The 25,029-nt window shown below is 35.4% G+C and carries 20 protein-coding genes; 8 read left to right on the forward strand and 12 right to left on the reverse strand.

Annotation, left to right across the window (positions count from 1 at the left end; genetic code table 11):
• The first annotated feature begins 446 nt into the window (after window positions 1-446).
• The 3 genes from pepT to FHR29_RS22990 all read left to right on the forward strand — a co-directional run bounded on the left by pepT (window position 447) and on the right by FHR29_RS22990 (window position 3,688).
• On the forward strand, window positions 447-1,706 hold the full coding sequence (gene pepT, locus FHR29_RS22980) for a peptidase T (protein WP_021187922.1): 1,260 nt from the start codon (window positions 447-449) through the stop codon (window positions 1,704-1,706).
• 45 nt (window positions 1,707-1,751) lie between these two features.
• Window positions 1,752-2,318, forward strand: coding sequence for a nitroreductase (locus FHR29_RS22985; protein WP_132769287.1), 567 nt, complete (start codon window positions 1,752-1,754; stop codon window positions 2,316-2,318).
• A gap of 146 nt (window positions 2,319-2,464) precedes the next feature.
• Window positions 2,465-3,688: a carboxypeptidase-like regulatory domain-containing protein gene (locus FHR29_RS22990; RefSeq protein ID WP_132841002.1), complete on the forward strand. Its 1,224-nt coding sequence runs from the start codon at window positions 2,465-2,467 to the stop codon at window positions 3,686-3,688.
• Window positions 3,689-3,694: 6 nt separating this feature from the next.
• Here the strand turns inward: FHR29_RS22990 and FHR29_RS22995 are convergent, their stop codons facing one another.
• Window positions 3,695-4,435, reverse strand: coding sequence for a hypothetical protein (locus FHR29_RS22995; protein ID WP_183917451.1), 741 nt, complete (start codon window positions 4,433-4,435; stop codon window positions 3,695-3,697).
• Complete coding sequence (locus FHR29_RS23000; protein ID WP_132841283.1) at window positions 4,395-4,931, reverse strand: RNA polymerase sigma factor; 537 nt, start codon at window positions 4,929-4,931, stop codon at window positions 4,395-4,397. Before FHR29_RS23000 ends, FHR29_RS22995 begins: the two co-directional genes overlap by 41 nt.
• Window positions 4,932-5,134: 203 nt before the next feature.
• Between FHR29_RS23000 and putP the strand changes: the two genes are divergently transcribed.
• Window positions 5,135-6,628 (forward strand): sodium/proline symporter PutP, encoded by a 1,494-nt coding sequence (gene putP, locus FHR29_RS23005; protein WP_132841000.1) that lies wholly within the window; start codon window positions 5,135-5,137, stop codon window positions 6,626-6,628.
• A 103-nt stretch (window positions 6,629-6,731) separates the two neighbouring features.
• On the opposite strand, the gene FHR29_RS23010 is transcribed toward putP, so the two are convergent.
• The 6 genes from FHR29_RS23010 to FHR29_RS23035 all read right to left on the reverse strand — a co-directional run bounded on the left by FHR29_RS23010 (window position 6,732) and on the right by FHR29_RS23035 (window position 14,668).
• A complete protein-coding gene (locus FHR29_RS23010) occupies window positions 6,732-7,988 on the reverse strand; it encodes a YeiH family protein (RefSeq protein ID WP_031286926.1) in 1,257 nt (418 codons plus the stop codon).
• A 137-nt stretch (window positions 7,989-8,125) separates the two neighbouring features.
• Complete coding sequence (locus FHR29_RS23015) at window positions 8,126-9,904, reverse strand: acyl-CoA dehydrogenase family protein (protein ID WP_132840998.1); 1,779 nt, start codon at window positions 9,902-9,904, stop codon at window positions 8,126-8,128.
• 256 nt (window positions 9,905-10,160) lie between these two features.
• Complete coding sequence (locus FHR29_RS23020) at window positions 10,161-11,336, reverse strand: acetyl-CoA C-acyltransferase (RefSeq protein WP_183917452.1); 1,176 nt, start codon at window positions 11,334-11,336, stop codon at window positions 10,161-10,163.
• 28 nt (window positions 11,337-11,364) lie between these two features.
• Window positions 11,365-11,724, reverse strand: a complete 360-nt coding sequence (locus FHR29_RS23025; RefSeq protein ID WP_183917454.1) for a four helix bundle protein — start codon at window positions 11,722-11,724, stop codon at window positions 11,365-11,367.
• A 30-nt stretch (window positions 11,725-11,754) separates the two neighbouring features.
• On the reverse strand, window positions 11,755-14,181 hold the full coding sequence (locus tag FHR29_RS23030) for a 3-hydroxyacyl-CoA dehydrogenase/enoyl-CoA hydratase family protein (RefSeq protein WP_183917457.1): 2,427 nt from the start codon (window positions 14,179-14,181) through the stop codon (window positions 11,755-11,757).
• A 37-nt stretch (window positions 14,182-14,218) separates the two neighbouring features.
• The gene (locus FHR29_RS23035; RefSeq protein WP_021187929.1) at window positions 14,219-14,668 is read right to left on the reverse strand and encodes a MarR family winged helix-turn-helix transcriptional regulator; all 450 of its coding nucleotides are present in this window, start codon (window positions 14,666-14,668) and stop codon (window positions 14,219-14,221) included.
• A gap of 288 nt (window positions 14,669-14,956) precedes the next feature.
• Here FHR29_RS23035 and FHR29_RS23040 point away from each other — a divergent pair, with 288 nt between their 5' ends.
• The gene (locus FHR29_RS23040; RefSeq protein ID WP_183917459.1) at window positions 14,957-15,919 is read left to right on the forward strand and encodes an isopenicillin N synthase family oxygenase; all 963 of its coding nucleotides are present in this window, start codon (window positions 14,957-14,959) and stop codon (window positions 15,917-15,919) included.
• Window positions 15,920-16,081: 162 nt separating this feature from the next.
• On the opposite strand, the gene FHR29_RS23045 is transcribed toward FHR29_RS23040, so the two are convergent.
• From FHR29_RS23045 to FHR29_RS23055, 3 genes are all read right to left on the reverse strand, one after another.
• Window positions 16,082-16,858 (reverse strand): porin family protein, encoded by a 777-nt coding sequence (locus FHR29_RS23045; RefSeq protein WP_132769301.1) that lies wholly within the window; start codon window positions 16,856-16,858, stop codon window positions 16,082-16,084.
• A gap of 29 nt (window positions 16,859-16,887) precedes the next feature.
• A complete protein-coding gene (locus FHR29_RS23050) occupies window positions 16,888-18,030 on the reverse strand; it encodes a PCMD domain-containing protein (RefSeq protein WP_183917461.1) in 1,143 nt (380 codons plus the stop codon).
• Between the two features lie 150 nt (window positions 18,031-18,180).
• On the reverse strand, window positions 18,181-18,534 hold the full coding sequence (locus tag FHR29_RS23055; protein WP_021190148.1) for an MmcQ/YjbR family DNA-binding protein: 354 nt from the start codon (window positions 18,532-18,534) through the stop codon (window positions 18,181-18,183).
• Between the two features lie 194 nt (window positions 18,535-18,728).
• Here FHR29_RS23055 and FHR29_RS23060 point away from each other — a divergent pair, with 194 nt between their 5' ends.
• Window positions 18,729-21,401 (forward strand): TonB-dependent receptor domain-containing protein, encoded by a 2,673-nt coding sequence (locus tag FHR29_RS23060; protein WP_183917463.1) that lies wholly within the window; start codon window positions 18,729-18,731, stop codon window positions 21,399-21,401.
• Window positions 21,394-22,281, forward strand: coding sequence for a GLPGLI family protein (locus FHR29_RS23065; RefSeq protein ID WP_183917465.1), 888 nt, complete (start codon window positions 21,394-21,396; stop codon window positions 22,279-22,281). The genes FHR29_RS23060 and FHR29_RS23065 overlap by 8 nt, the downstream gene beginning before the upstream one ends.
• An 18-nt stretch (window positions 22,282-22,299) precedes the next feature.
• On the opposite strand, the gene FHR29_RS23070 is transcribed toward FHR29_RS23065, so the two are convergent.
• A complete protein-coding gene (locus FHR29_RS23070) occupies window positions 22,300-22,854 on the reverse strand; it encodes a thioredoxin family protein (RefSeq protein WP_183917466.1) in 555 nt (184 codons plus the stop codon).
• Between the two features lie 213 nt (window positions 22,855-23,067).
• Here FHR29_RS23070 and dnaK point away from each other — a divergent pair, with 213 nt between their 5' ends.
• Complete coding sequence (gene dnaK, locus FHR29_RS23075) at window positions 23,068-24,972, forward strand: molecular chaperone DnaK (RefSeq protein WP_132769309.1); 1,905 nt, start codon at window positions 23,068-23,070, stop codon at window positions 24,970-24,972.
• The last annotated feature ends 57 nt before the right edge of the window (window positions 24,973-25,029 follow it).

Below are 25,029 nucleotides of genomic sequence, written 5' to 3' on the forward strand. Positions count from 1 at the left end.
CCGATCAATAATAAGATAGACTTCACAAATAAATTTACTCCAAAATATGGTGTGATCTGCACATGTTTCGCCATTAGAATTAAAGCGAAAAACATATAATATAACCCACAAATAATCAGATAAATTTGAAATGCTTTTCTTAAGATTCGTTGATTCTTTGTCTTGATTAAAATCCAAAACGGAATTAGAAGGTATATAAATTGACTAATATAGATCAATTGTCTAATAGAATTATCCATACTAAAAAGTAAAAATAACTGAGCGATAAAAAGAAGGAGAAACATTGCTTTTAATAAACGCAACATACTGGAAATCAAATTTTAAGTTTTTTAAATTTACAAAAAAAATATTGTTTTACAAATAATAAACTATAAAAGTCAAAATTCGCTAATGCTCACATTTTTTGTAATTTTGCAGGGCATAATCACATTAATGATATAAAAAGTATGAGTAAGTTCGAGATCAATAACATCAGTGATTTTTCAGTTTCTGAAAGATTCCAACGTTATGTACAGATAGATACACAGTCGGATGCAAGTTCGCCTACTTGTCCTTCGACAGAAAAGCAAAAAAATTTAGGTAATCTCCTTGTGGAGGAATTACTGGCATTGGGAATTTCTGATGCAGCCATGGATGAAAATGGCTATGTATATGCAACTATCCCTTCCAATAGTACTAAAAAAGTACCTACTATTTGTTTCTGTTCGCATATGGACACGTCACCTGACTCCTCAGGTAAAGATGTTAAACCTTTGGTTCATCATGATTATCAAGGTCAGGATCTGGTATTACCGGATGATAACAGTATTATCATCAAATATTCGGAACATCCTGATCTGGCAAATCAAATCGGTCATAATATTATTACAGCGAGCGGTACAACACTATTGGGCGCCGATGATAAGGCGGGAATTGCAGAAATAATGGATGCAGCTCGATTATTAATGAAACATCCTGAGATCAAGCATGGGGATATAAAAATCTTATTTACGCCAGATGAAGAAATTGGAAGAGGGGTTGACAAAGCTGATCTTAAACGCCTAGCTGCTGATTATGCATATACGATGGATGGTGAAAAAGCGGGCACGATAGAAGATGAAACTTTTTCTGCAGATGGTGCAACATTAACCATACATGGTGTTTCCGTTCATCCTGGATTTGCTAAAGGAAAAATGCAAAGTGCTATCAAAATTGCTAGTGCAATTATAGAGGCTTTACCCCAGGACCGCCTGTCGCCAGAAAGTACAAATAAAAAAGATGGTTTTGTTCATCCGACAAATATCTCGGGCACAGTGGAAAAAGCAGAAATCCATTTTATTATCCGTGATCACCTTACAGCTAATTTAGTAAAGCATGAATCTGAGCTTGAAGCTATTGCAAAATCTATAGTCGCTCAATACCCTAACTGCAGTTATACGTTCGAAGTAAAAGAACAGTACCGCAACATGAAGGAAATTCTGGATCAATATCCTCAAATCATGGAAATTGGAATTGAAGCAATTACAAGGGCTGGCATGAAGGCTGAACGCAGAAGTATTCGCGGTGGTACTGATGGTTCGCGTTTATCTTTTATGGGATTACCTTGTCCTAATATTTTTGCTGGTGGACACGCTTTCCATGGAAAACAGGAATGGGTATCTGAACAAGATATGCAAAAAGCTGTTTTAACAATTTTGCATGTAGCATCTCTTTGGGAAGAAAAATAATCATTAACTTCATACATATTCAACGCGTTTAAGGAAATAACATATATGCAATCTAACGAAGTTTTAAAAGCAATACAGAGCCGAAGATCAGTTTTTCAAGCTAATTTTACGGATCAAGATGTTAATAAAGAAGATATCTTAACGATTTTAGAAGCGGCGAATGCTGCTCCTACTCATAAAAGAACGCAACCTTGGCGTTTTACTATTTTCAAAGGCGAAGGTCTTTTACGTCTAGGCACTGAACTTTCGCGTATTTATAAAGCGGTCACTCCTCCAGAAAAATACTTTGAAAAAACAGAAATCACTATGGGTGAAAAGGCTACGCAATCCAAAGTTGCAATAGCTTTAATTGTCAATTATACTGGTGACGTTCCTGAGTGGGAAGAACTGGCGGCAACATCTTGTGCGATTGAAAATATGTGGTTAGCGGCACATTCTTTAGGATTGGGAGGTTATTGGGCTACTCCAGGATTAATCAATCACTTAAGCAATTTCTTAAATTTAGAAGAGAATCAAAAGTGCATTGGGTTGTTCTATTTAGGACACCATGAAACAGAAGCTAGAGAACCTGTTCGATCTCCTATTGCGGACAAAATCCGTTGGGAGGAATAAAAATATTCTTTAATTAATAAAAAAGGTCGACCCAATATAGTCGACCTTTTTTATTGCAGCTTATTATTAAACTTCTTAATCTCAAATTTTTAAAAATTTATTTTCACAGTCTACGATATATTCGTAAATTAAACCAAAATTGGCCTATGAAAATAATCATATCCTTCTTATTATACATAATCTATACATTCTCTCCAAGTTTCGCCCAAAGCGTGATTAAAGGTGTTGTATTGGATCGGGAAACTAAGCAACCTATTCACGGAGCTACTGTTTATATCAATAATTCATCATCTGCAACCAGTACTTCAAAGGATGGTAGTTTTCAACTGCACCAAAAAATTATTCAGAATCAAGAACTGGTCATTTCAAATATTGGATATGAGGCCGCATTTGAAACAATTACTACTACTAATTATGAAAAGGTAAAGGTTTATTTAACACGTAAGATTACTACTCTAGAAGAAGTTAGTGTTATCCCGTTTGAAAAAGATGGGTGGGCAAAGTGGGGTAAATATTTTACGGAAAGCTTTATCGGAACAAGTAAGTTTGCTCAAAAAACGAAAATATTAAATCCAGATATACTGCGATTCCGATATAATAAATCATCAAAAATATTAACTGTAATAGCGAACGAGCCAATACAAATAGACAATAAAGAACTGGGTTATATGATCTCATACGATCTCATTACTTTTCGATCGAACTTTTCTGAAAATACAATTCAATTTGAAGGTTTTAGCTATTTTAAAGATTATAAGCGGATTACAAAGAGTATATTGAAGCAAAGAAGAGTGGCCTACCAGCTTTCCATGATGCGCTTTATACGAAGTTTATATGAACATAAATGGCAGGAGGATGGTTATGTAGTCCGCGAGCTTACTAAAAAAGAAAATCTAGAAAGAAAAGATGCCCAGGAAAAACTAAAAACAATAACGTCACTGGTCAATACGAAATATGAAGGTAAATGGAACTCATTTTATATACTGCAATCAGAAATCATCAAAGATAGTGTGACTAAATATCAAAATATCATGCGGCAACCTGAGTTCTATGACGTCTTAGGAAAACAGTTAACTGAATCTGATCTTGAAAAAGGAAGCTTGGGAAATCAATTAAAGGAAATTCACCATCAAAATTACATTCATATCTTAAATAGGAACCAAAAAATAGACCTCGATTATTTCAATTCTAACAATGCTTATGATGAATCATCTCGTTTAAAAATAGATGACGATTCATCCATTGTCATAAATTATCAAGGAAACTATACGCCTGCTATACAATGGTCAATGGAAGGTTTTTTTGCCTGGTATTCTAAAGTTGGCAATATGCTCCCCTTGGATTATACAATACAGGAAAATAATAAATAGTCTTTCTTAATTACTTTTTTCTTCAATTCCAAAACAATGTGTCGGCTTGAAAGCTTGGGTAGGATTTTCTATAGGAAAGCTAATAATTAATTTACCTTTTTTTCCATGCCACTTGGGCCCCTTGTCTATTAATCTTAATATCTCCTTTTTTAGAACTTCATTGGGTGCGTCTTCAAAATTAACATTTATTAATTTTCCATTTTTATCAACTTCAAAATTCAGGATAATTTTACCTCCTAAATCCCGCACCTGTACATTTCTTTGCAGATATTGCTCAAATGCATTCCATCCTTCTATCGGTGAGGCATCTCCACCAGTTAAGAGGGGTTCAATCGCAATCTTATTTTCAGGGGAACTCAGCTCGACTTCTGTCGTTCTACTTTTATTTGTATTAAAATTCTTAAAATAAATAAAGGCGATAAGCACGACAAAAATGACTGCTGCTGCTGATCCAACTGCCAATCGTTGCCAAGTATAAAACTGGGCATTACGAGTAGATATCGTTTGCTCCACACGGCGGTTTAAACGCTGTTGCAACAAACTCAATTGTCGTACATCCACTCCTTTTTGCAAACGATAACCTTCAATTGCATCCTGCAAAAAAGGATCTTCCAATGCTTCTTTCTCTAGTTGAAACATTTCCTCTTTATTCATCAGACCACTGATGTAGTTATGAATCCGGGATAATTGATAATTATTTTCCATTTTACTTACTCTCCATACAAATTTTAAGATTTCGCTTGCCATTTTGAATATAGCTTTTCACTTTATTCATTTCTATTCCGGTAAGGGCTACGATATCTTTATAACACTTTTGCTCTAAATAAAATAACCTGATACAACGCTCCTGTTCAGGTTTTAGCGTCAACATGCACATTTCTAATTTTTCAAATTGACTTTCGCTCCATTCTTTGGGATCAGATTCATCTAAATAATCATGACCAACCGCAACTTGTTCATCAATATCAACATACTGCGTTCCCTTTTCTTTCCTCAGCTGCATGAGGCAAAAATTTTTAGAAAATGTGTAAAGCCAGCTTTTAAAATTATCGACCTCGTGGATGCGCAATTTCCGAATCAATTCTTCAAAAATTTGCATGACGGCATCCTGACTCTTTTCGGCATCGTGCAAATATTTAAAACATACACCATAAAGCAATGACATATAGGGAGCATACAATTTACCCAAAAGATCCAGATCTCCTGTACTTCGATATTGTATTAATAATTCCTTTTCTGTCATGCTCGGGATATTACTTTGCTTAATTGATGCTTTAAGATACATAATTCCATAAAACAATCAAGAAAAGATTAATATTATGTTTCACTTTTATATCGAGTTATTGAAATTCTATCGCTTCAAATTGATTGTAGTATCTTCGTACAATCAAAACTTGATAGTCTTTATCAATTATTTGATGACATTTTAAAGAATAATAGATGCTTATGAATGAATATGAATTAATAGCTATTGGCTTATATATGGCCTTAATGATTGGAATTGGAATTTACTCTTGGAGGAAGTCAAACAGTAATTCCGATGATTTTTTGATCGGTGGGCGCAAGATGGGCGCGGCTGTGACTGCTTTATCGGCAGGTGCAGCAGACATGAGCGGCTGGTTACTCATGGGACTTCCCGGTGCGATGTATCTTTCAGGATTATCCAGTGCATGGATTGCAATTGGTCTGACTATTGGCGCATACTTCAATTATGTTATTGTAGCCCCTCGACTTCGGGTATATACAGAAGTTGCCCAAAATGCAATTACACTCCCTGTATTTTTTGAGAATCGTTTTAAAGATAAAACCCAGCTCTTAAAAATTGTCTCTTCAATTTTCATTTTAGTGTTTTTCACTTTATATACTTCTGCAGGTATGGTTTCGGGTGGAAGATTGTTTGAATCGGCTTTTGGTATTGATTACTATACTGGATTGTATGCTACAACTTTTGTTGTTGTACTTTATACTTTCCTAGGTGGATTTTTAGCTGTTAGCTTAACAGATTTTGTGCAGGGAACAATTATGGTCACCGCGCTTGTCATCATTCCAATTGTACTGATTTTCCAACTTGATGGACTGGGTAATACATTGGATATCATACATAATAAAGGTGCTAATTATTTAGATTTACTAAAGGGTACCACCACGGTATCGATCGTATCCTTACTCGCTTGGGGATTAGGTTACTTTGGGCAACCTCATATTTTAGTGCGATTTATGGCTATTGGCGATGTTAAAGATATCCCTAAAGCTAAAAGAATCGGCATTAGCTGGATGATTCTTACTGTTGGTGGAGCATTACTTTTGGGATTATTTGGAATAGCTTATTTATATAAGTTTGATCAAGCTACTATGTTGCAATTTGATCAATCAAAGGAATTGTCAGAAACTATTTTTATCCATCTTTCGAGAGCATTATTTCATCCCTTAATTGGCGGTTTTCTTTTATCCGCAATTTTAGCAGCTGTCATGAGTACCATATCTTCTCAATTATTAGTGACCTCTAGCTCAATGACAGAAGATATTTATAAAGCTTTTTTTAATAAAACAGCTTCTCCTAAACGTATGTTACTTGTAAGTCGACTTTCTGTGCTTATTGTAGCGATAATTGCCTTACTGCTCTCCCTAAACCCTAAAGACAGCATATTAAATCTTGTGGGAAATGCCTGGGCCGGTTTTGGCGCTGCCTTTGGTCCCCTTATCATCTTGTCGTTGCTTTGGAAAAAAACAACCGCCACTGCAGGATTATTGGGAATGTTGGTGGGTGGTGCTACTGTACTTTTATGGGTGTATATTCCTCACGATTACAAATCTGTGTATGAAATCATACCTGGTTTCATTTTGAGTTTCTTAACGATTGTTATTGTTTCGTTTTTCAGCAAACCTGTTGCCCCTGTCATTGTGGAGGAATTTGATCAGGTTACGAAAATTCTGAAATAATAAAAAAGGATAACCTAAATCTGGTTATCCTTTTTTATTATTTGAAATGTTGATATTGACGATATATTATCGGTCTTTCTTATCCATCATTGTATTCCTAAGTCTACTGAAATAACAAGAGTGCAATAATTAAGGTCACAATAATATTAAATGTTTGTGCAATTAAAAAGGCATACAATGGCTTTTTATTATCCTGTTGAAACAGGTCTTTAAAATTAGTTTCCAATCCGATTGAGGTAAAGGCCAGGGTAAACCAAAGTCCCTGAATAAATTTCAAACTTCCTTTAACCGCAACATTTGTTTCTGGTGAAATAAAAAATGAGAAAAGTAAAGATGCAAATATAAAACCCAGGACAAACTTTGGAAATCTTTCCCAAATAATTTTCAAAGTTGGTTTCTCTTTCTTTGTTTCATCATCAACTGACTTTGAATAGCTCCAATAAATACTAATTGCAAATGCTGCAATTCCTAATAATACATTTTGTGAAAATTTTACAATTGTACTGATTTTTAAGGCTTCTTCTCCAACTAAACTACCTGAAGCGGCTACAGCACCCGATGTATCTATTGAACCTCCTAGCCATGCTCCTGTTACTTCTTGAGACAGTCCCATTTTATCCGCCAAATAAGGCATAAAAATCATCATCGGAATTGCCGTGATCAATACAAGTGAAATAATGTAAGATAACTTTTTACTATCTCCTTTAATTGCTCCAGATGTTGCAATTGCTGCTGATACCCCACAGATAGATACTGCGCTTGATAGCATCAAAGCCATTTCTTTATCAATCTTTAATTTTTTACAAACCCAAAAAGCAAAATACCATACTGAAATGACCACTACTAATGCTTGGATAAGTCCCAGTGAACCAGCTTTGAGTATATCTCCAAAAATAACTGTTGTTCCTAAAAGAATCAATCCAATTTTGACATACAACTCTGTACTTAATGCACTTTTAAACCAATCAGGAAGATTGAAAAAATTACTGATGACCAAGCCGATCGCCAAACTGAAAATAACAGCTTCTAGATTATAGTCTTTTACGAGTGAATTTCCAGCAAAGATGAGTGCGAGCATGGTTAACACATAGACAGACGGAAAAACTATTAATAAGCTTTTAACCGACTTACCTAATAAGGAAGCTCCGATAATGGCGACAATAAAGACTAGACCAAATTGGGTCGCTATTGCCTGCAGGTTATGAATGGAAAATACTTGGTTTCCTAATTCTGAAAAATTGCTCCAGCTGAAACTTGGTTGAGGAACAATGACCCCAAAAATTGCTAAAAAGACAATTCCTAATCCTAAGATAACAACTACCCAATCCTCAGCTAAGGAGAATGATTTCGAAGATGACATGTAAACAGGTTTTAATTTAGAAACCCCAAATTTAGAAATATTATCCATGCCGGCAACTAGTAAACGAAAAAGTTACCAAATAATAAAGCCGAGATGTTTTCATCTCGGCTTCTAAACCTATAATCACTTTTTAAAACCTAAAAACAATATTTATTGGCATCAATCAACTTCTTAGCAATTCGTTGACGCGCATCTTTCACATTAAATGGTTCTGATTTTGTAAAGCGACGTAAACCCACTAACATCATTTTCAACTCATCACCTTCAGCAAAAGAATTTAGGGCTTCTTTTCCTGCAATATTCACTTTATCAATGGTTGAGTACAGATAAATTTTAGCCATATCTGTTGCGTCAGCACTTGCTTCTACTCCTTTTGTATGATATAATTTCTCCGCACGAAGTAACGCTGACTCAGCGATGTATACATAACCAATGATATCGGCAATATTCATCAAAATCTCCTGCTCCTTAGATAAAGACATCATCAATTTTTGAACTGCGGCGCCAGCAATTAATAAGCCTGCCTTTTTCAAATTAGCGATAATTTTCTTTTCTGCTGCAAATGGTGTTTCATCTTCTTCTCCAAAATCAGGAATAGCTAATAATTCTGATGCAACTGCAGTAGCAGGTCCCATCAAATCAATCTCTCCCTTCATGGCACGTTTCAAAAGCATATCTACGACCAACAGTCTATTTACTTCATTAGTACCTTCAAAAATACGATTGATACGTGAGTCTCGATAAGCGCGTTCCATTGGTGCTTCTGCTGAATATCCCATGCCTCCATAAATCTGTACGCCTTCATCCACAACATAATCTAACATTTCCGAACACCACACTTTAATGATCGCACACTCGATAGCATATTGTTCTACAGATTTCAGTTTTGCTTTGGCTTCATCCATCCCCCCTGCAACTAATGATTCGTACGTGTCATCAATATTCTGACCGGCACGATATGCTGCTGATTCGGTCGCAAATAATCGCGTTGCCATTTCAGCTAATTTGTAACGGATGGCTCCAAATTTGGAAATAGGTAAATTGAACTGCACTCGCTCATTGGCATATTTAATCGCTTGTGTAATCACCATGCGTGATGAACCGATAGTAGCAGCGCCTAATTTTATACGACCAATGTTTAGGATATTAACCGCTATTTTAAATCCATTTTCACGTTCAGAAAGCATATTTTCAACAGGAACTTCACAATCGTTGAAAAATACCTGACGGGTTGAAGATCCTTTGATTCCCAGTTTATGCTCTTCTGGGTTCATGCTGATTCCTCCAAAATCTTTCTCAACAATAAAAGCGGTAAGATTCTTATCATCATCAATTTTTGCAAAAACAATAAAGATATCAGCAAAACCACCATTTGTAATCCACATCTTCTGTCCATTAATGACATAGTGTGTACCTGCGGCATTTAATTTTGCTGCAGTACGACCAGAGTTGGCATCTGATCCTGAATTAGGTTCTGTTAAACAATAAGAAGCTTTCCATTCCCCAGTAGCTAATTTTGGAATGTATTTTGTTTTTTGAGCTGCGTTTCCATAGTATAAAATAGGCAAAGTACCTATGCCTGTATGTGCCGATAATGCCACAGCAAAGGAGAATCCTCCCCCAACCGCATCTGCAACTAACATGGATGTATTGAAGTTTTTACCAAATCCCCCGTATTCTTCTGGTATGGACACACTCAACATTCCTAGTTCTCCAGCTTTATCCATAAGACTTGGCATCAAACCTTCTTCCTGGGAGTCAATACGATCCAATTTGTTTAGAACTTCCGTATCTAGAAAGTCAATACAGGTCTGACGAATCATCTTTGCTTCTTCATCAAATTCTTCAGGAATAAAAATATCTGTATAAGATGTCTCTTTAATTACAAATTCTCCGCCTTTAATTGTGTTGCTCATAATTTTTCTGATTAAAGTGCAAAGGATAAAGACTAAAACCTTATTTCTTTGCTTCTATTGTTAAATATTATTCTATTTTTTAAAACAAATACATCTCGATAAGTCACCTAACTGATCTTTAAGATTAAAAACCAATTTAGATGGTCCGATTTGAAAAACATGTGGATGAAAAGCTGAAGTCATCCTCAAAATGTGCAATTTGATTTCGATAAAGAACATCTCATATGCCCTGTCGAAGTCTTAAAATTTGCGCTATCTATAGTAATTCAAAAATACCTGCTGCTCCCTGTCCTGTTCCGACACACATGGTTACCATGCCGTATTTTTTATTTCTACGCTTCAGTTCATTTAATATTTGAACAGTCAATTTGGCTCCAGTACAACCCAATGGATGGCCTAAAGCAATGGCACCGCCATTGACATTAACTTTTTCTTCATCAAGACCCAATTCGCGAATAACGGCTAAAGATTGTGATGCAAAAGCTTCATTCAATTCGAATAAATCGATATCTTCTTTTTTTAATCCTGCCATTTTTAGAGCTTTTGGTATAGCTACAATAGGTCCAATACCCATGATACGTGGCGGTACTCCTGCCACGGCATAACTGACAAGACGTGCTATCGGTTTTAGGTTCAATTCTTTCATTTTTTCTTCTGAAACAATCAAAACAAAAGCTGCTCCATCTGAAGTTTGTGATGAGTTACCTGCTGTGACAACACCATCAGCTGCAAAAACTGGACGCAACTTCGCTAGTGCTTCAAGTGATGAATCTGCTCTTGGTCCTTCGTCTATGTCAACGACATATTCTCTTGTTTCTAATTTTTTGCCATCCTTTAAGTAGTTTTCCTTTACTGTAATCGGAACAATGCCATCTTTTAAATGGCCATTTTTAATAGCCTCAACAGCTTTTTGATGTGATTTTAAGGAGAATGTATCTTGGTCTTCTCGAGATACGCCGTATTCTTTTGCAACAGCTTCGGCTGTAAGTCCCATTCCCCAATACCAATCTGGATTTTCTTTTGCTACTTCAGGGTTTGGAACAATTTTCCATCCTCCAAAAGGCATTCCTGACATAACCTCTACTCCGCCAGCAATAATACAATCTGCCATTCCGGCTTTTATTTTTGCTACAGCTGTAGCTATTGTCTCCAACCCAGAAGCACAGTAACGATTTACAGTGACTCCTGGTACTTTATCCGTTTGCAAACCCATCAGCGAGATTAAACGTCCTACATTCAATCCTTGCTCTGCTTCTGGCATTGCATTACCGACGATTACATCGTCAATTTCTTCTTTATTTAAGTTGGGTACTGATGCCACCAAATGCTTGATCACATCAGCGGCCAAATCATCCGCACGCATAAAACGAAATCCTCCACGAGGTGCTTTCCCTACTGCTGTACGATATCCTGCTACAATGTATGCTTCCATAATAATATGAGTAGTTAGTAGTTAGATGTTAGTAATTAGATGTAAGTTTTTGCTGAAGAGAATAATTCATCTTTTGCAACTCACTCAATTTCTCTAAAATAATTACCAAATCTTCTTCCAATATATAACCTAAGTTTTTTGAGATAATTAACTGTGTTTCGACTTCATAGGTAGATCCATGTGCTATGGCAAGAAACTGAATAAATTCTTTTTTTGAATTTCGACCAGCTCCTTCGGCAATGTTCGAAGGAATTGAAACTGCGGCACGATTAATCTGACTGATTAAATTAAACTTTTCTTTATCTGGAAAAATTGATGTAACCTTATAAATATCAGAAACAAAAGCTATTGCTTTTTGCCATATTTTCAATTCCTTGTATTGATGCATATCTAAATACTAAGTACTAAATACTATAATTTAATTTCTTAACGGTTTTCCTTTTGTTAACATAAATTGGATACGTTCCAAAGTTTTTCGTTCTGCACATAACTCAAGAAAAGCTTTACGTTCTAGATCCAATAAATACTGTTCTGAGACTTCTGTTGGTGCCGATAATTCACCGCCACATAAAACATTTCCCAATTTTTCAGAAATCTTTTTATCATGGTCAGAGATATAATTTCCAGCACGCATTGAACTTGCTCCTACATAGACAATTCCTAATCCTTGTTTTCCCAATACCTTAATATCAGTCCTTTGAACGGGCTGTATATAACCTGCATTAGCTAATTCTATAGCTTTTTCCTTTGCATCAGCAATAAGTCGAGCTTTATTCATGGTAATAGCATACTTACCTTGCTGCAGGTATCCAAGTTCATAGGCCTCTATAGCTGAGGTTGACACTTTTGCAGTTCCTATGGTCAAAAAACGATCTTTTAAAGTATTTTGAACAATTTGATCGTCTTTATATTCATCTGAAGCACGTAAAGCAAATTCTTTAGTACCTCCGCCACCAGGTATTACACCAACTCCAAATTCAACTAAGCCCATATATGTCTCAGCATGTGCCTGCACAAAATCGGCATGCATTGAAAATTCACAGCCTCCTCCTAATGTCATTTGAAATGGTGCTACTACTACTGGAATGGACGAATAGCGAATCCGCATAGAAGTATTCTGGAAAGCACGAACCGCCATATTTAATTCATCGTAGTCTTGCTCAGCGGCCATCATGAATATCATACCTATATTAGCTCCTGCGGAGAAATTTTTCCCTTCGTTAGAAATTACTAATCCACGATATTCTTTTTCAGCTAAATCAATTGCTTTATTCACGCCTTGAATTACATCTCCACCGATCGTATTCATTTTGGTATGGAATTCACAATTGATAATTCCATCTCCAAGATCAATAATGGAAACTCCGGAATTTTTCCAAATTGTTTTGCTTTCACGGATATGATCTAAAACAATCAGATCTTCTGTTCCTGGAATAGGTTTGTATGATTTTGATGCAATATCATAATATTGACGAACGCCATTTTCGATTTTATAGAAAGACTCACAACCTGCGTCTAACATATCATGAACCCATTGTGAAACTTCACCACGTTGACCTGGGAGACGTTTCTCTTCGTTCTTAATTTTTTCTATTGTCTCTCGAACACCTAAAGCATCCCAAACCTCGAAAGGACCTATCTCCCAACCAAAGCCAGCACGCATCGCATCATCGATACGGAAAAAATCGTCAGTAATTTCAGGTACACGATTAGATACGTATTCAAACAAAGGATAATGCATGGCACGGAACAATTCTCCTGCTTTATCTTTCCCTTGTTCATATACTTTCATTCGTTTGCGAATATCTTCCACCAATTTTGTAGCTTCCAGGGTAGCAGATTTCACCTTTCCTTGAGGTCCAAATGTTAAAGTTTTCAGATTTAAAGATTGAATTTCTGAATTTCCAGAAGCATCTTTTACTTTTTCGTAAAACCCCTTTTTGGTTTTTTCACCTAGCCACTTATTTTCAACCATTTTAGTTATAAAGGAAGGCAATTGAAATACCCCCTTAGCTTCATCATTGGGTGCATTCTGGGCGAGGCCATTAGCAACGTTTACCAAAGTATCTAAACCAACAACATCAGCTGTCCGGAAAGTTGCCGATTTCGGATGCCCCATCGCTGGACCGGTATACTTATCAACTTCTTCCACAGTCAAACCTAGCGGTTCAACGAGATGAGTTAAAGCAAGCATTGAATAAACACCGATTCTATTGCCAATAAATGCTGGTGTATCCTTGCATAAAACAACTGTTTTACCTAAAAACTTGTCACCAAATTCTAACAGAAAATCAACAACTTCTTTTTTTGTATGGGGGGTAGGAATAATTTCCAACAATTGTAAATAACGTGGCGGATTAAAGAAGTGTGTACCACAAAAATGATCTTTAAAATCTTCGGTTCTACCTTCCGTCATAAGATGTATCGGAATACCCGAAGTATTTGAAGTAATCAAAGTGCCTGGTTTTCGGTATTGTTCAACGCGTTCAAACACAGATTTTTTGATATCCAATCGTTCAACGACAACTTCAATGATCCAATCACATGATGCGATATCAGACATATTATCATCAAAATTTCCTGTTGAAATCCTTTTCACAAAAGATTTACTATAAATAGGAGATGGATTAGATTTTACAGCCGTTTCTAAAGACTGGTTGACAATGCGATTGCGAACGAACTTACTATCCAAAGTAAGTCCTTTTGCTGTTTCAGCTGGCAATAGCTCTTTTGGAACGATGTCCAAAAGTAATACTTCCATACCGATGTTAGCAAAATGGCAAGCGATCCTAGAGCCCATTACTCCAGAACCTAATACTGCTACTTTTCTAATGTTTCTACTCATTTATCTAATTGTTTATTATCAATAATTGCTAAGCTTATTATTGATCGATGGTACTATTTTCTTCTTGATATGAAGTCGCCAATTCATTTAATTTGGCTAAAGATTTCATCAATTGATTCCGCTCTTTCTCTGATAAATTTTCCTCGAGATAATGATTAAAATTACGAACGACGTTTTTTGCCATTTCTCTTTTTTCTTTACCCAGCTCTGTTAAATACACTTTAACGGATCGCTTATCAGATGCACTCGCTTCTCTATAAATAAATCCCAACTTCTCTAAATTATTTAACACCCGAGACAAACTAGTTGTTTTCACACCTGTTAAATTGGCGATCTGTGATACGGGGGTTCCCTCTTTATGGATATTAATTAAAATATAACCAGCAGCCTGAGTAAAACCATACTGCGTCGCAATCTGGTTATACTTATTAGCAATAGTCTGCCAACCTGTTTTTAAAAAATAATCGATTGTTTTATTTTGACTCATAATTTGCTTTATTATTTACTATGCAAGCATAACAAATCTAATTTATTTTTTTTGGATTTCAAATAGTTAATATTAAATTTTTAATAAATATGTGACGGAAATGAATAGTCCCTTACCAAGGTATTAAAATACCGATTATAATCAACAATATGCCATATTATCAAAATGTGGAAAACTTTTAACAACTACAAACCAACAACTTAAGTAAAACACCCCTACAGTTATTCACATTTGTGTTTTTATATTCAAAATTAAATCGGTTACCTTTGTATAAACAAACATAAACGTATGGCTTTAGTTAATATACCGAGACTTGACTTGTTAAACTTTACTGAGGGGAATTCAGAACAGCGCGGTCAATTTATCCAAGACATTGGAAAAGCTTTTAACGAAACTGGTTTCGTTACTATTGCTAATCATGGTCTATCAAAAGAACTAATAAACGAATTGTATCAAATCGTACCCGCATTCTTCTCATTACCGACAGAAACAAAATTGAAATATGAGTTTCCTGAACTTGCCGGACAAAGAGGGTATACAACAAAAGGTCGCGAAAAAGCAAAAGATTCCACAACTCCAGATTTGAAAGAATTTTGGCAAAGAGGACAAACAATCGTTGGTGAAGAATATAGTAAAACTGATTTTCCTGATAATCCGGAAGTTGCCGAATTACCCCGATTCAGTGAAATCACCGCCGAAGTATATAAAAAACTAGAAGATACTGGTCGTGAATTATTAAAAGCAATTGCAACTTATTTGGAGCTAGAAGAAGATTATTTCGAAAAATTCGTTATCAACGGTAACTCTATTTTACGTGCAATCCATTACTTTCCGATCCAAAATCCAGATGAATTAGCACCTGATGCTGTTCGTGCCGGAGCACACGAAGATATCAATTTGATTACTTTATTAATTGGAGCGAGTGCTGACGGTCTTGAGGTTATGACAAAAGACGGTGAATGGTTTCCCATTAAAGCTAAAGGCGAAGATATCGTAATCAATGTTGGTGACATGTTGCAGCGCTTAACAAATAATAAATTAAAATCAACTACACACCGTGTCGTTAATCCACCGCGTGAATTAATGGGTAATTCTCGTTTTTCTATTCCTTTCTTCTTACACCCTAAAGCATCAATGAGCTTAGCTTGTTTAGATTCTTGCATTAGCGAAACCTATCCAAAAGCTTATCCTGATTATACTGCAGGTGAATATTTAGATGAACGTTTGAGAGAGATCGGTTTGAAGATGTAAGTATTTTTTATAAAAAAAGAAGACCAACCTTTCAAACAAACTGTTTATTAGAAAACAAAAATGGCCTGTTAAAATTTAACAGGCCATTTTTAATTTTTAACGTCATTAAAATCTTGATTTCCCTTTTGACAATGATCAATCAGGAAATCCATATTAATCTGTTTAAAAAGAATAACCAAAACCTACGTTGAGGTAAATATTATGCATACTGAAATCGATAGAATTGAAATCTTTTTCTAAAATATTATTGAAGCCATATGTAAGGTCTGTCAATAATTTAAAATGTTTATTCATTTTCCATTCTGCTCCAAGTTGAGTACCCCATTGAAATTTCCGCACATTGTCCGAGAAATCATATGCAGCTTGACTTCCGTCTTCAAACGATATTTTTGTTCCTGTTGGTGTATTTTGTCTTAAATAGCCATCCGATACATATCCATCAAATGTATTGTCAATCAATCTTGAAAAATAGAGACCTCCATATAAATTCCATTTATCCGAAAGTTTATAAACAGCCAAAACAGGTATAGTAAAATATGTATTACTCACATTTGTCTGTACTTTTCCTGTATAGTAACCTCTAACTTTTGAATTATCCTTAACCACTTCTGTTAGGTAGTTCTTGACGCGGGCATTGGTCTTCATTCCTTTTTCTTCAAAACGAAGGCCTAATCGCACTCCCCATTTTCCATTTTCATGTATCCATTTAGTAGCGTTTGCTTCTAAACCAAAACTAAACCCGGGATTAAAACTTTCAATCTTTCTTATTTCACGAGGCATACCTAATGGACTACTGCCCCCTATACTAAATTGCGCTTGCACTGCGTAATCAATATTTGTATTAAAAAAATTTGTGTTACTGTTAACTGTACTGTCTTGCGCCTGGGCATATTGGGTAACTATTAAACAAATAGCTACAACATATAGTATTCTGTTCATTACAATAGTTTTATTATTTATATTCATCATTATTTTTTTTGACCTGTAACAAGCTCTACCTCATCAATAAATAAAGTACTTCCTACAGCACCATTAAAAATATCTCCTTCTTTACTTGAACTGAATACTATGGTATACATATATTCTTTAGCTGGGTCAAAAGATTTACCATTCACAAAAGAAAAAGGAACATTAAATGCTGTCCATTTATCAGTTTCAATTTGTTCTTTTGTTCCAATTCTAGCAACACTCACGATCCGGGAATCTTTAAAGGCATGTGTACCTGTTAAGAAATTTTTATTTAAATCAGCTGATTTTTCAAATAAAATTGCATATCCATCCCACGTATCTTTAGTGAGCTGTGATGGTTTTGTATTATCTACAAATTTTTCACCGGCTTTATATTTAAAGAAACCTTTTAATGCTACCGGAGCAGTATCATTGTTGTAGGAGATACCAAATCGAGTAGAATTAACAGTAGGAAAAGTAAGCCTGAACTCCCCAACAAACAGATTACCCGCAGCCAATGGCGAACCGAACATCCCGCCTAATGGACCGGTATCTTTCGTCATTAATTTAGCAGCATTACCAAGATAACCGTCTGTTACTTGCGAAGTTGGATAGAAAGATGGTATTAAATCTTTATCCTCTCCCACTAATGTACCAGCAAGAATATTATATCCCTCATTTGCTGTTTCCCAAATAATATTTTTCTGACCGTCTGCTGTTAATTCAAAAAACTGATGGTAATGACCTACAGGATTATCTGTATCAACAACTTGTGCATTTTCAAATGCACCATAAAAATTAGCGCCTTCGTCAACTACAAATGAGACTGTATAAGTCTTTGACCATGCACCATCTTGAGAAGTTACCGTATATTTTTGAGGTTGTGAAAAATCAAGTTCGGTACCACTTTTTGGCAAGATAGTCGCTCCTGGTGTCAACACAAACTCAGGCGTATGTACGTAACTACCAGAAAAGCGTTTCAGTTTAAAAATAATCGTATTATTACCTATAGAAGGTGCTGTACTAAGTGCTAAATCTCCATTCAGAATACTTGCCTGTTCAATATCAGCTTCTGTATTCAATGCCTCTTCTTTAATACAGCCATTTAATCCAAAAAACAGCATAATACAAATCATAAACGATAGAATTCGTTTTTGTTCCATAATAAATTAATATTTAATGTAAAATATCGTTAATTGTGAGAATTATTAACGTGGCGCAAAGTTAAGATTGTTGGGGTAACAACTTAAATTTCGTGGAGAAAAAAGACCTTTGTCTCTAAAACTTGACAATTAAAGGAAATTCAACTGTTATTAAAGATTTTCTTTTATCTTTTTAGGCAATGATGCAAACACAAGATCATAACTATGATCAATTAATTCCAATAACTTTTGGTCTGTTAATTCACGATTTGCATGAACTGTGTTCCAATGTTTCTTATTCATATGATAACCTGGAAAAACTGTCTGCAGAAATTCCTGTCTCAAACTAATAGCGTACTCTGGATCACACTTGACATTAAAAGATAGTCCCTCCAATTGATCTAAGCCAACTAATAGAAAAACTTTAGAAGCAACTTTAAAAACCAGTGTATCAGGACCAAATGGAAGTTCTTCTGTTACTGCATTTTTTGCTATGCAATAATCGCGTAATTCTTCGATATTCATGTTTGGTTTTTTTCTGAAAGTTAAGAAATAATTATTATTTTACCCAATGTACAGCTTGCTGATTAAGATTATAAAAAAACAAAAAATGTTAATTATTGTAAATAATGCTCTGTTTTTATAACATTCTGATTACACAAATATTAAGAACCGGTTAATATTCTATATTTGACACATAACTTCACCTAAATAGCATTATGAACAGGATATTTTTCCTCCTATTATTTTTTTGCACATCATTAAGTTACGCACAAAATTCTATTAAGGGTAAGGTTATAGATCGAGGCGAAAACAAGCCCCTTTTCAATGCTTCAGTAATCCTACTTACGGCACAAGATTCTATTTTGAAAGTATTTACACGCACAAACGAGGAAGGTAATTTCAATATCCAACCCCCAGAAAAAGGTGCTTATCGTGTACTTGTGACTTATCCAAAATTTGAACTATACAGTGACATCATAAATGTAGAAGATAGCAAGATTGATTTACATGATATTAAGATAAGTTCACGAGCCAATGTTCTTGAAGAGGTTGTTATTACGCAAAAACTACCAATAAAAATTAAAGGTGACACAATAGAATATAATGCCGGTAGTTTTGAAACTGAAAAAAATGCAAAATTGGAAGACCTTCTCCGAAGGTTACCCGGTATGACTGTATCTTCGGACGGAACTATTACTGCTCAGGGGAAAACAGTTTCAAAGGTATTGATAGATGGTGAAGAATTTTTTGGTTATGATCCTAAAATTGCGATTCGCAATGTTAGAGCAGATGCTATTGACAAAGTACAGGTATACGAGAAAAAATCTGATGAAGCTGAATTAACGGGAGTGGATGATGGCGTACGTATCAAAACGGTTAATGTAGTGCTTAAAGAAGAAGCTAGGAAAGGTATTTTCGGAAATGCGAATGCTACAATTGGTACTAAACATTTATTTGATGCGGGTTTATTTGCCGCTAAATTCAATCGTTCTGAACGCATAGGACTAACCGGAAACTGGAACAATATGGGAGGGGGAAATGATTCAAGGATCCGGTCCAATGCCAGCATTCAAGGTAAACCTGAATATAAAAATATTGGCGTAAATTATGACAATATATTTCTAAAGAAAAGGTTATCGTTAAATTCCAGTTATAATTTCAACAACAACAGCGCTACTAATGAACGAACTTCTAACGTTAAGGAATTATTTGAAGACAAAACACAAGAAACAATAGGAAGTAACAGCTCCGATAACGATACAAAAAATAACAATGTCAGAACACAGGTACGATTCAAAATCGATTCTATCCAAAATCTAGACGTTCAATTGAATGCAGGCAAATCAGACACCTATACTAAAAGTACGTCGAACCGTAGCATCACCATTAATGACACTACACTAACGAACACTTTTGATGAAAATAACAGCTCAAAGGGAAATAATGATAATGCCGATTTCCGTATTAATTATAGAAGAAGACTAAACAATAATGGACGGTCTATTAATGTTCAGTTTAATTCGCAATTATCACAAAGTGAATCTATTGGTCAAACAAAATCGATTACAAACTATTATAAAAACAACGCGCTTAACAGAGCTGATACTATAGATCAAAAACGTGTAAACGAAGCGACAAACAATCGAATCGGTGCTTCTCTAAATTTAAATGAGAAATTACTTCAAGACTTGTACCTAACTGTAGGATATACGATGAACAGTAGCGTTTCAAAAAGTCTAAATAGATCATTAAATGCCGATGGACTGGGTGAATATACGTTGTTAGATTCATTATATTCTAAAAATGAAGAAAACAAAAATTTCAATCAGGGTGCAAATATTCAGTTAAACTACAACATTAAAGACAAACTCAATATTAACCTATCAAATACGATGAGCTATAGGAATCAAAAATTAATTGACAGCTATCGTGATATTAATCTCAATCGCAACTTTTGGGATAATAACCTGAATATGAATGTTAATTACAAATTGTCTTTAAACAAAAATTTGATGCTTAGCTACGGTACATCGAACAGAATTCCGACGTTCGGACAATTGATAGCCTTACAACCACAGACAAATCCATTATTTGTACAATTAGGAAACCCCGATTTAAAGAAATCAACTGAAAACTCTTATAATTTCAATTTTAATACCTTTAGCATTTTAAGAAGTTCGAGCTTCAATATCAATGCGGGTATTACAACAACACATAATCCGATTGCAAATAAGAGAATCCTTGATTCTGAAGGGGTGACAACCAGTAATTATGAAAACATACGAGATAAAATAAACTGGTCCGCTAGAGTATACTCTGGTTATAGTAAACCTTTATTTAATAATTTACTTCAGTTCAATCCAAATGCGAATGTAAGCTATGGAAATAGTTACGACTTTCTGAATGGTGTATTGAACAATTCCAAGAACTACAATGCAAGTGCAGGTTTTGGATTAAATAAACAAAATTCTAAGGTTATTGACTTCAACTTCTTTACGAATATAGGTGTTGATCGTGTGGAGACTCTTTTACAACCTGATTTAAACAGTAATAGTCTGAGAGCAAATATCAATACGGATATCAAATACTTCCTACCCTTTAAATTTGATCTGGTGCAGGTTATTAATTATGGATATACGGGTAAGAACAAAGTATACACTAAAGCTATCAATCAATTTTATATGAATATGGAATTAAATAAGAAATTGATGAGCAATAACTTACAATTAAGCTTAAAAGCATTTGATATTTTTAAAACATTCAATACTACCAATCGCTCATTTGACAGCAGTAAATTTTCGGAATCACAACAACAGATGCTTACTCAATATTTCATGCTTGGATTGAAATGGGATTTTAACAAAAACTTAGGAAAGAAAAATGACTAAATTATTAATAGGTTTCATTCTTTTGCTATTTGGCACAGATGCATTTGCGCAACATGCTTACTTTGCAACAAAAGGAACCATCAATTTTGAGAAAGTAGTGTATACGAAAGCGAGAATGCGGGAATTGATGGCAAAACATAGCGGCAATCGAGGCGGTATGATGTATATGGGAAATATTGATGAAATGCCAGAAAGTTCTACATCCAATTTTGTTCTGAAGTTTGATGAGAACCAGACATTGATGGAGTCCAATGCAGAAGATACGCCAACAAAGCCCAATACCTCACCTGCAAATACAAGAGTTGGAAGAGGTTCAGGAGGAGGGCGAGGGAATGCAGGAGCAAATCAACGAACAGGCACAAATGGAGGTGGCGGTATGCGTGGCATGGGCAGAGGAAACAACAGAATGGGCGATAAAACTTATTTTCAGAACCTTAAAGCTAAGCTTTCTGAAGTACAGCTTCAAATTGACGAAAAAATTATTATAAAAGATAGTCTTCAGGATGTCACATGGCGATTCACAGATGAGTTTAGAACAATTGCAGGGTATGAATGTAGACGTGTAAATGGGGCGACGAAAGATTCACTTTATCTAATCGCTTTTTATTCAGAAGAGATTCCTGTCTCAGGAGGGCCGGTATTAACAGGAGGATTGCCCGGAATGATCTTGGGACTTGTTATTCCTGAAATGCATATCAATTATTGGGCGACTGAGGTAAAATTCACCACTGATCAGGTATCAAGTTCGTGGAAAGATAAAAAAGCAAAAGAGATGTCATCCAACGAATTTTTTAAATTGCTTTCAGGCAGTATGTTTAGGGGAAGAGGTAACAGTGATGCACAACAAAGAAGACAAATATTAGAGCAGATTCTTTATTAAAGAATCTGCTCTAATCGGTTATCGACTAAGTATGTCAACTAATTCCTCCTGTATGGCAACTCCTTTATCTTGATTATACCATTTTTGAATCTCTTCTTTAATGTCATTAAATTCAGCTCCTTTACCTTTCATCATAACAAATAGATCTGTACAGCCCTGAGGGCGCGGTCCCCATACAGCCAAGTCATCACCTTGCTCATTAAGAATCACTAATTTAGGAATAGACTTTCCGCCATTGGTCAAATATTGGTTAATTGTATAAGGTTCCGAATCACGTAACTGTATATCCAGAACAAGCAATGGATTACTCTTCACCATCTGGTAAATCATGGGGACAGAATGAGCGGCATCACCGCACCATGGTTCTGTTATTAAGATCCAATGTTGCTTGGTTGCAATCCCGTTCATAAATGAAGCTGTTTCAGCATTGGGTTCAAATTTTTTCAACCAGCGATTCATCCTCGACCAATTTAATTTGGTGTAATTAAAAATTTCTTCGTCTTGATAACCTTCATAATTCTCGGGATTTTCTACGATAGCTTTAAAATAGGATACGTATTCTTCGAACTGCATATATTAGCTTTTATATTTTGGGATACAATATGACAAAATTTTGCCATTTGCACAATTCAGACGAAATAAAGAAACATAGAAATGACAGTTTGTCACCAATTCTGACGTTTACTTGTCAATTTTATTCATTTTCATCAAAACAAAATGATTGGCACAAGGGTTGATTAGGTAGGTATACAACAAACAGATTAGTAAAAAATAAATATATATAATATGTCTAAAATAATAGGAATCGACTTAGGTACGACCAATTCATGTGTTGCTGTAATGGAAGGTAACGAACCGGTAGTTATTGCTAACAATGAGGGTAAACGTACAACCCCTTCTATCGTTGCTTTTGTTGAAGGTGGAGAGCGTAAGGTAGGTGATCCAGCAAAACGTCAAGCGATCACAAACCCGACTAAAACTATTTACTCTATTAAACGCTTTATGGGTTTATCTTATGATGAGTCTGTAAATGAAGCGCAACATGTACCTTATAATGTAGTAAAAGGCGACAACAATACACCACGTGTAGAAATTGACGACCGTAAATATACACCTCAAGAAATTTCAGCTATGATTCTTCAAAAAATGAAGAAAACTGCAGAAGATTTCTTAGGTCAGGAAGTAACTGAAGCTGTAATTACAGTTCCTGCATACTTCAATGATGCACAACGTCAAGCAACTAAAGAAGCTGGTGAAATCGCTGGTTTAACAGTTAAACGTATTATCAACGAGCCAACAGCTGCTGCTTTAGCTTATGGTTTAGATAAAGCACACAAAGACATGAAAATTGTTGTTTTTGACTGTGGTGGTGGTACACATGACGTTTCAGTATTGGAATTAGGTGATGGTGTATTTGAAGTTAAATCTACTGACGGTGATACACACTTAGGTGGTGATGACTTTGATAATGTAATCATCAACTGGTTAAATGACGAGTTTAAAAACGAAAACAATGGCTTTGACTTGAAAAAAGATCCAATGGCATTGCAACGTTTGAAAGAAGCTGCCGAGAAAGCTAAAATTGAATTATCAAGCACAACTTCTACTGAAATCAACTTGCCATACATCACTGCTGATGCAACAGGCCCGAAACACTTAGTTCGTCCTTTATCACGTGCTAAATTTGAAAGCTTAGCTGCTGATTTAATCAAACGTACAATTGATCCTTGTCGTTCTGCATTGAAAAATGCTGGATTCAGTACAGGTGATATCGATGAGATCATCTTAGTTGGTGGTTCTACACGTATCCCTGCAATCGTTGATGCAGTAAAAGCATTCTTCGGAAAAGAGCCTTCTAAAGGTGTTAACCCTGATGAAGTTGTAGCATTAGGTGCTGCTATCCAAGGTGGTGTATTAACTGGTGAAGTGAAAGACGTATTATTATTAGACGTTACTCCTTTATCATTAGGTATCGAAACAATGGGTGGTGTGATGACTAAATTAATTGAAGCGAATACAACTATTCCTACTAAAAAGTCTGAAACGTTCTCAACTGCTTCTGATAATCAACCATCTGTTGAAATCCACATCTTACAAGGAGAGCGTCCAATGGCTGCTCAAAACCGTACAATTGGCCGTTTCCACTTAAATGATATTCCTTCTGCTCCTCGTGGTGTTCCTCAAATTGAAGTGACATTCGACATCGATGCAAATGGTATCATTAAAGTTTCTGCTAAAGATAAAGCAACTGGAAAAGAGCAAAATATCCGTATTGAAGCTTCATCTGGTTTATCTGACGAAGAAATCAAAAAAATGAAAGAAGAAGCTGAAGCAAATGCTGAAGCGGATCAAAAAATGAAAGAAGAAGCTGATAAAATCAATGGTGCAGATGCTTTGATTTTCTCAACTGAAAAACAATTAAAAGAATACGGAGATAAAATTTCAGCAGATAAAAAAGCGGCTATTGAAGCTGGTTTAGTAAAATTGAAAGCTGCTTTTGAAGCAAGAAGTTTTGCTGATATCGATTCAGCTTCTGCAGAAGTAAACAATGCTTGGAATGCTGCTTCTGAAGAGATGTATGCTGCTTCACAAGGTGGTTCACAACCTCAAGGTGATGCTGGTCAAGCAAACAATGGTGGTAACCAAGGTGGTGATGACGTAACTGACGTAGAATACGAAGAAGTTAAATAATTACACTCCTTTTAAATAATAAAAAAGCTCGAAGATTCATCTTCGAGCTTTTTTATT

This window comes from Sphingobacterium sp. JUb56 (assembly GCF_014191365.1).
GTDB lineage: Bacteria > Bacteroidota > Bacteroidia > Sphingobacteriales > Sphingobacteriaceae > Sphingobacterium > Sphingobacterium anhuiense.

Bases quoted from the DNA above. Each gene is read 5' to 3' on its own strand.
- pepT (WP_021187922.1), top strand. From the start codon at position 447: ATGAGTAAGTTCGAGATCAATAACATCAGTGATTTTTCAGTTTCTGAA.
- FHR29_RS22985 (WP_132769287.1), top strand. From the start codon at position 1,752: ATGCAATCTAACGAAGTTTTAAAAGCAATACAGAGCCGAAGATCAGTT.
- FHR29_RS22990 (WP_132841002.1), top strand. From the start codon at position 2,465: ATGAAAATAATCATATCCTTCTTATTATACATAATCTATACATTCTCT.
- FHR29_RS22995 (WP_183917451.1), bottom strand. From the start codon at position 4,435: ATGGCAAGCGAAATCTTAAAATTTGTATGGAGAGTAAGTAAAATGGAA.
- FHR29_RS23000 (WP_132841283.1), bottom strand. From the start codon at position 4,931: ATGACAGAAAAGGAATTATTAATACAATATCGAAGTACAGGAGATCTG.
- putP (WP_132841000.1), top strand. From the start codon at position 5,135: ATGAATGAATATGAATTAATAGCTATTGGCTTATATATGGCCTTAATG.
- FHR29_RS23010 (WP_031286926.1), bottom strand. From the start codon at position 7,988: ATGTCATCTTCGAAATCATTCTCCTTAGCTGAGGATTGGGTAGTTGTT.
- FHR29_RS23015 (WP_132840998.1), bottom strand. From the start codon at position 9,904: ATGAGCAACACAATTAAAGGCGGAGAATTTGTAATTAAAGAGACATCT.
- FHR29_RS23020 (WP_183917452.1), bottom strand. From the start codon at position 11,336: ATGGAAGCATACATTGTAGCAGGATATCGTACAGCAGTAGGGAAAGCA.
- FHR29_RS23025 (WP_183917454.1), bottom strand. From the start codon at position 11,724: ATGCATCAATACAAGGAATTGAAAATATGGCAAAAAGCAATAGCTTTT.
- FHR29_RS23030 (WP_183917457.1), bottom strand. From the start codon at position 14,181: ATGAGTAGAAACATTAGAAAAGTAGCAGTATTAGGTTCTGGAGTAATG.
- FHR29_RS23035 (WP_021187929.1), bottom strand. From the start codon at position 14,668: ATGAGTCAAAATAAAACAATCGATTATTTTTTAAAAACAGGTTGGCAG.
- FHR29_RS23040 (WP_183917459.1), top strand. From the start codon at position 14,957: ATGGCTTTAGTTAATATACCGAGACTTGACTTGTTAAACTTTACTGAG.
- FHR29_RS23045 (WP_132769301.1), bottom strand. From the start codon at position 16,858: ATGAACAGAATACTATATGTTGTAGCTATTTGTTTAATAGTTACCCAA.
- FHR29_RS23050 (WP_183917461.1), bottom strand. From the start codon at position 18,030: ATGGAACAAAAACGAATTCTATCGTTTATGATTTGTATTATGCTGTTT.
- FHR29_RS23055 (WP_021190148.1), bottom strand. From the start codon at position 18,534: ATGAATATCGAAGAATTACGCGATTATTGCATAGCAAAAAATGCAGTA.
- FHR29_RS23060 (WP_183917463.1), top strand. From the start codon at position 18,729: ATGAACAGGATATTTTTCCTCCTATTATTTTTTTGCACATCATTAAGT.
- FHR29_RS23065 (WP_183917465.1), top strand. From the start codon at position 21,394: ATGACTAAATTATTAATAGGTTTCATTCTTTTGCTATTTGGCACAGAT.
- FHR29_RS23070 (WP_183917466.1), bottom strand. From the start codon at position 22,854: ATGCAGTTCGAAGAATACGTATCCTATTTTAAAGCTATCGTAGAAAAT.
- dnaK (WP_132769309.1), top strand. From the start codon at position 23,068: ATGTCTAAAATAATAGGAATCGACTTAGGTACGACCAATTCATGTGTT.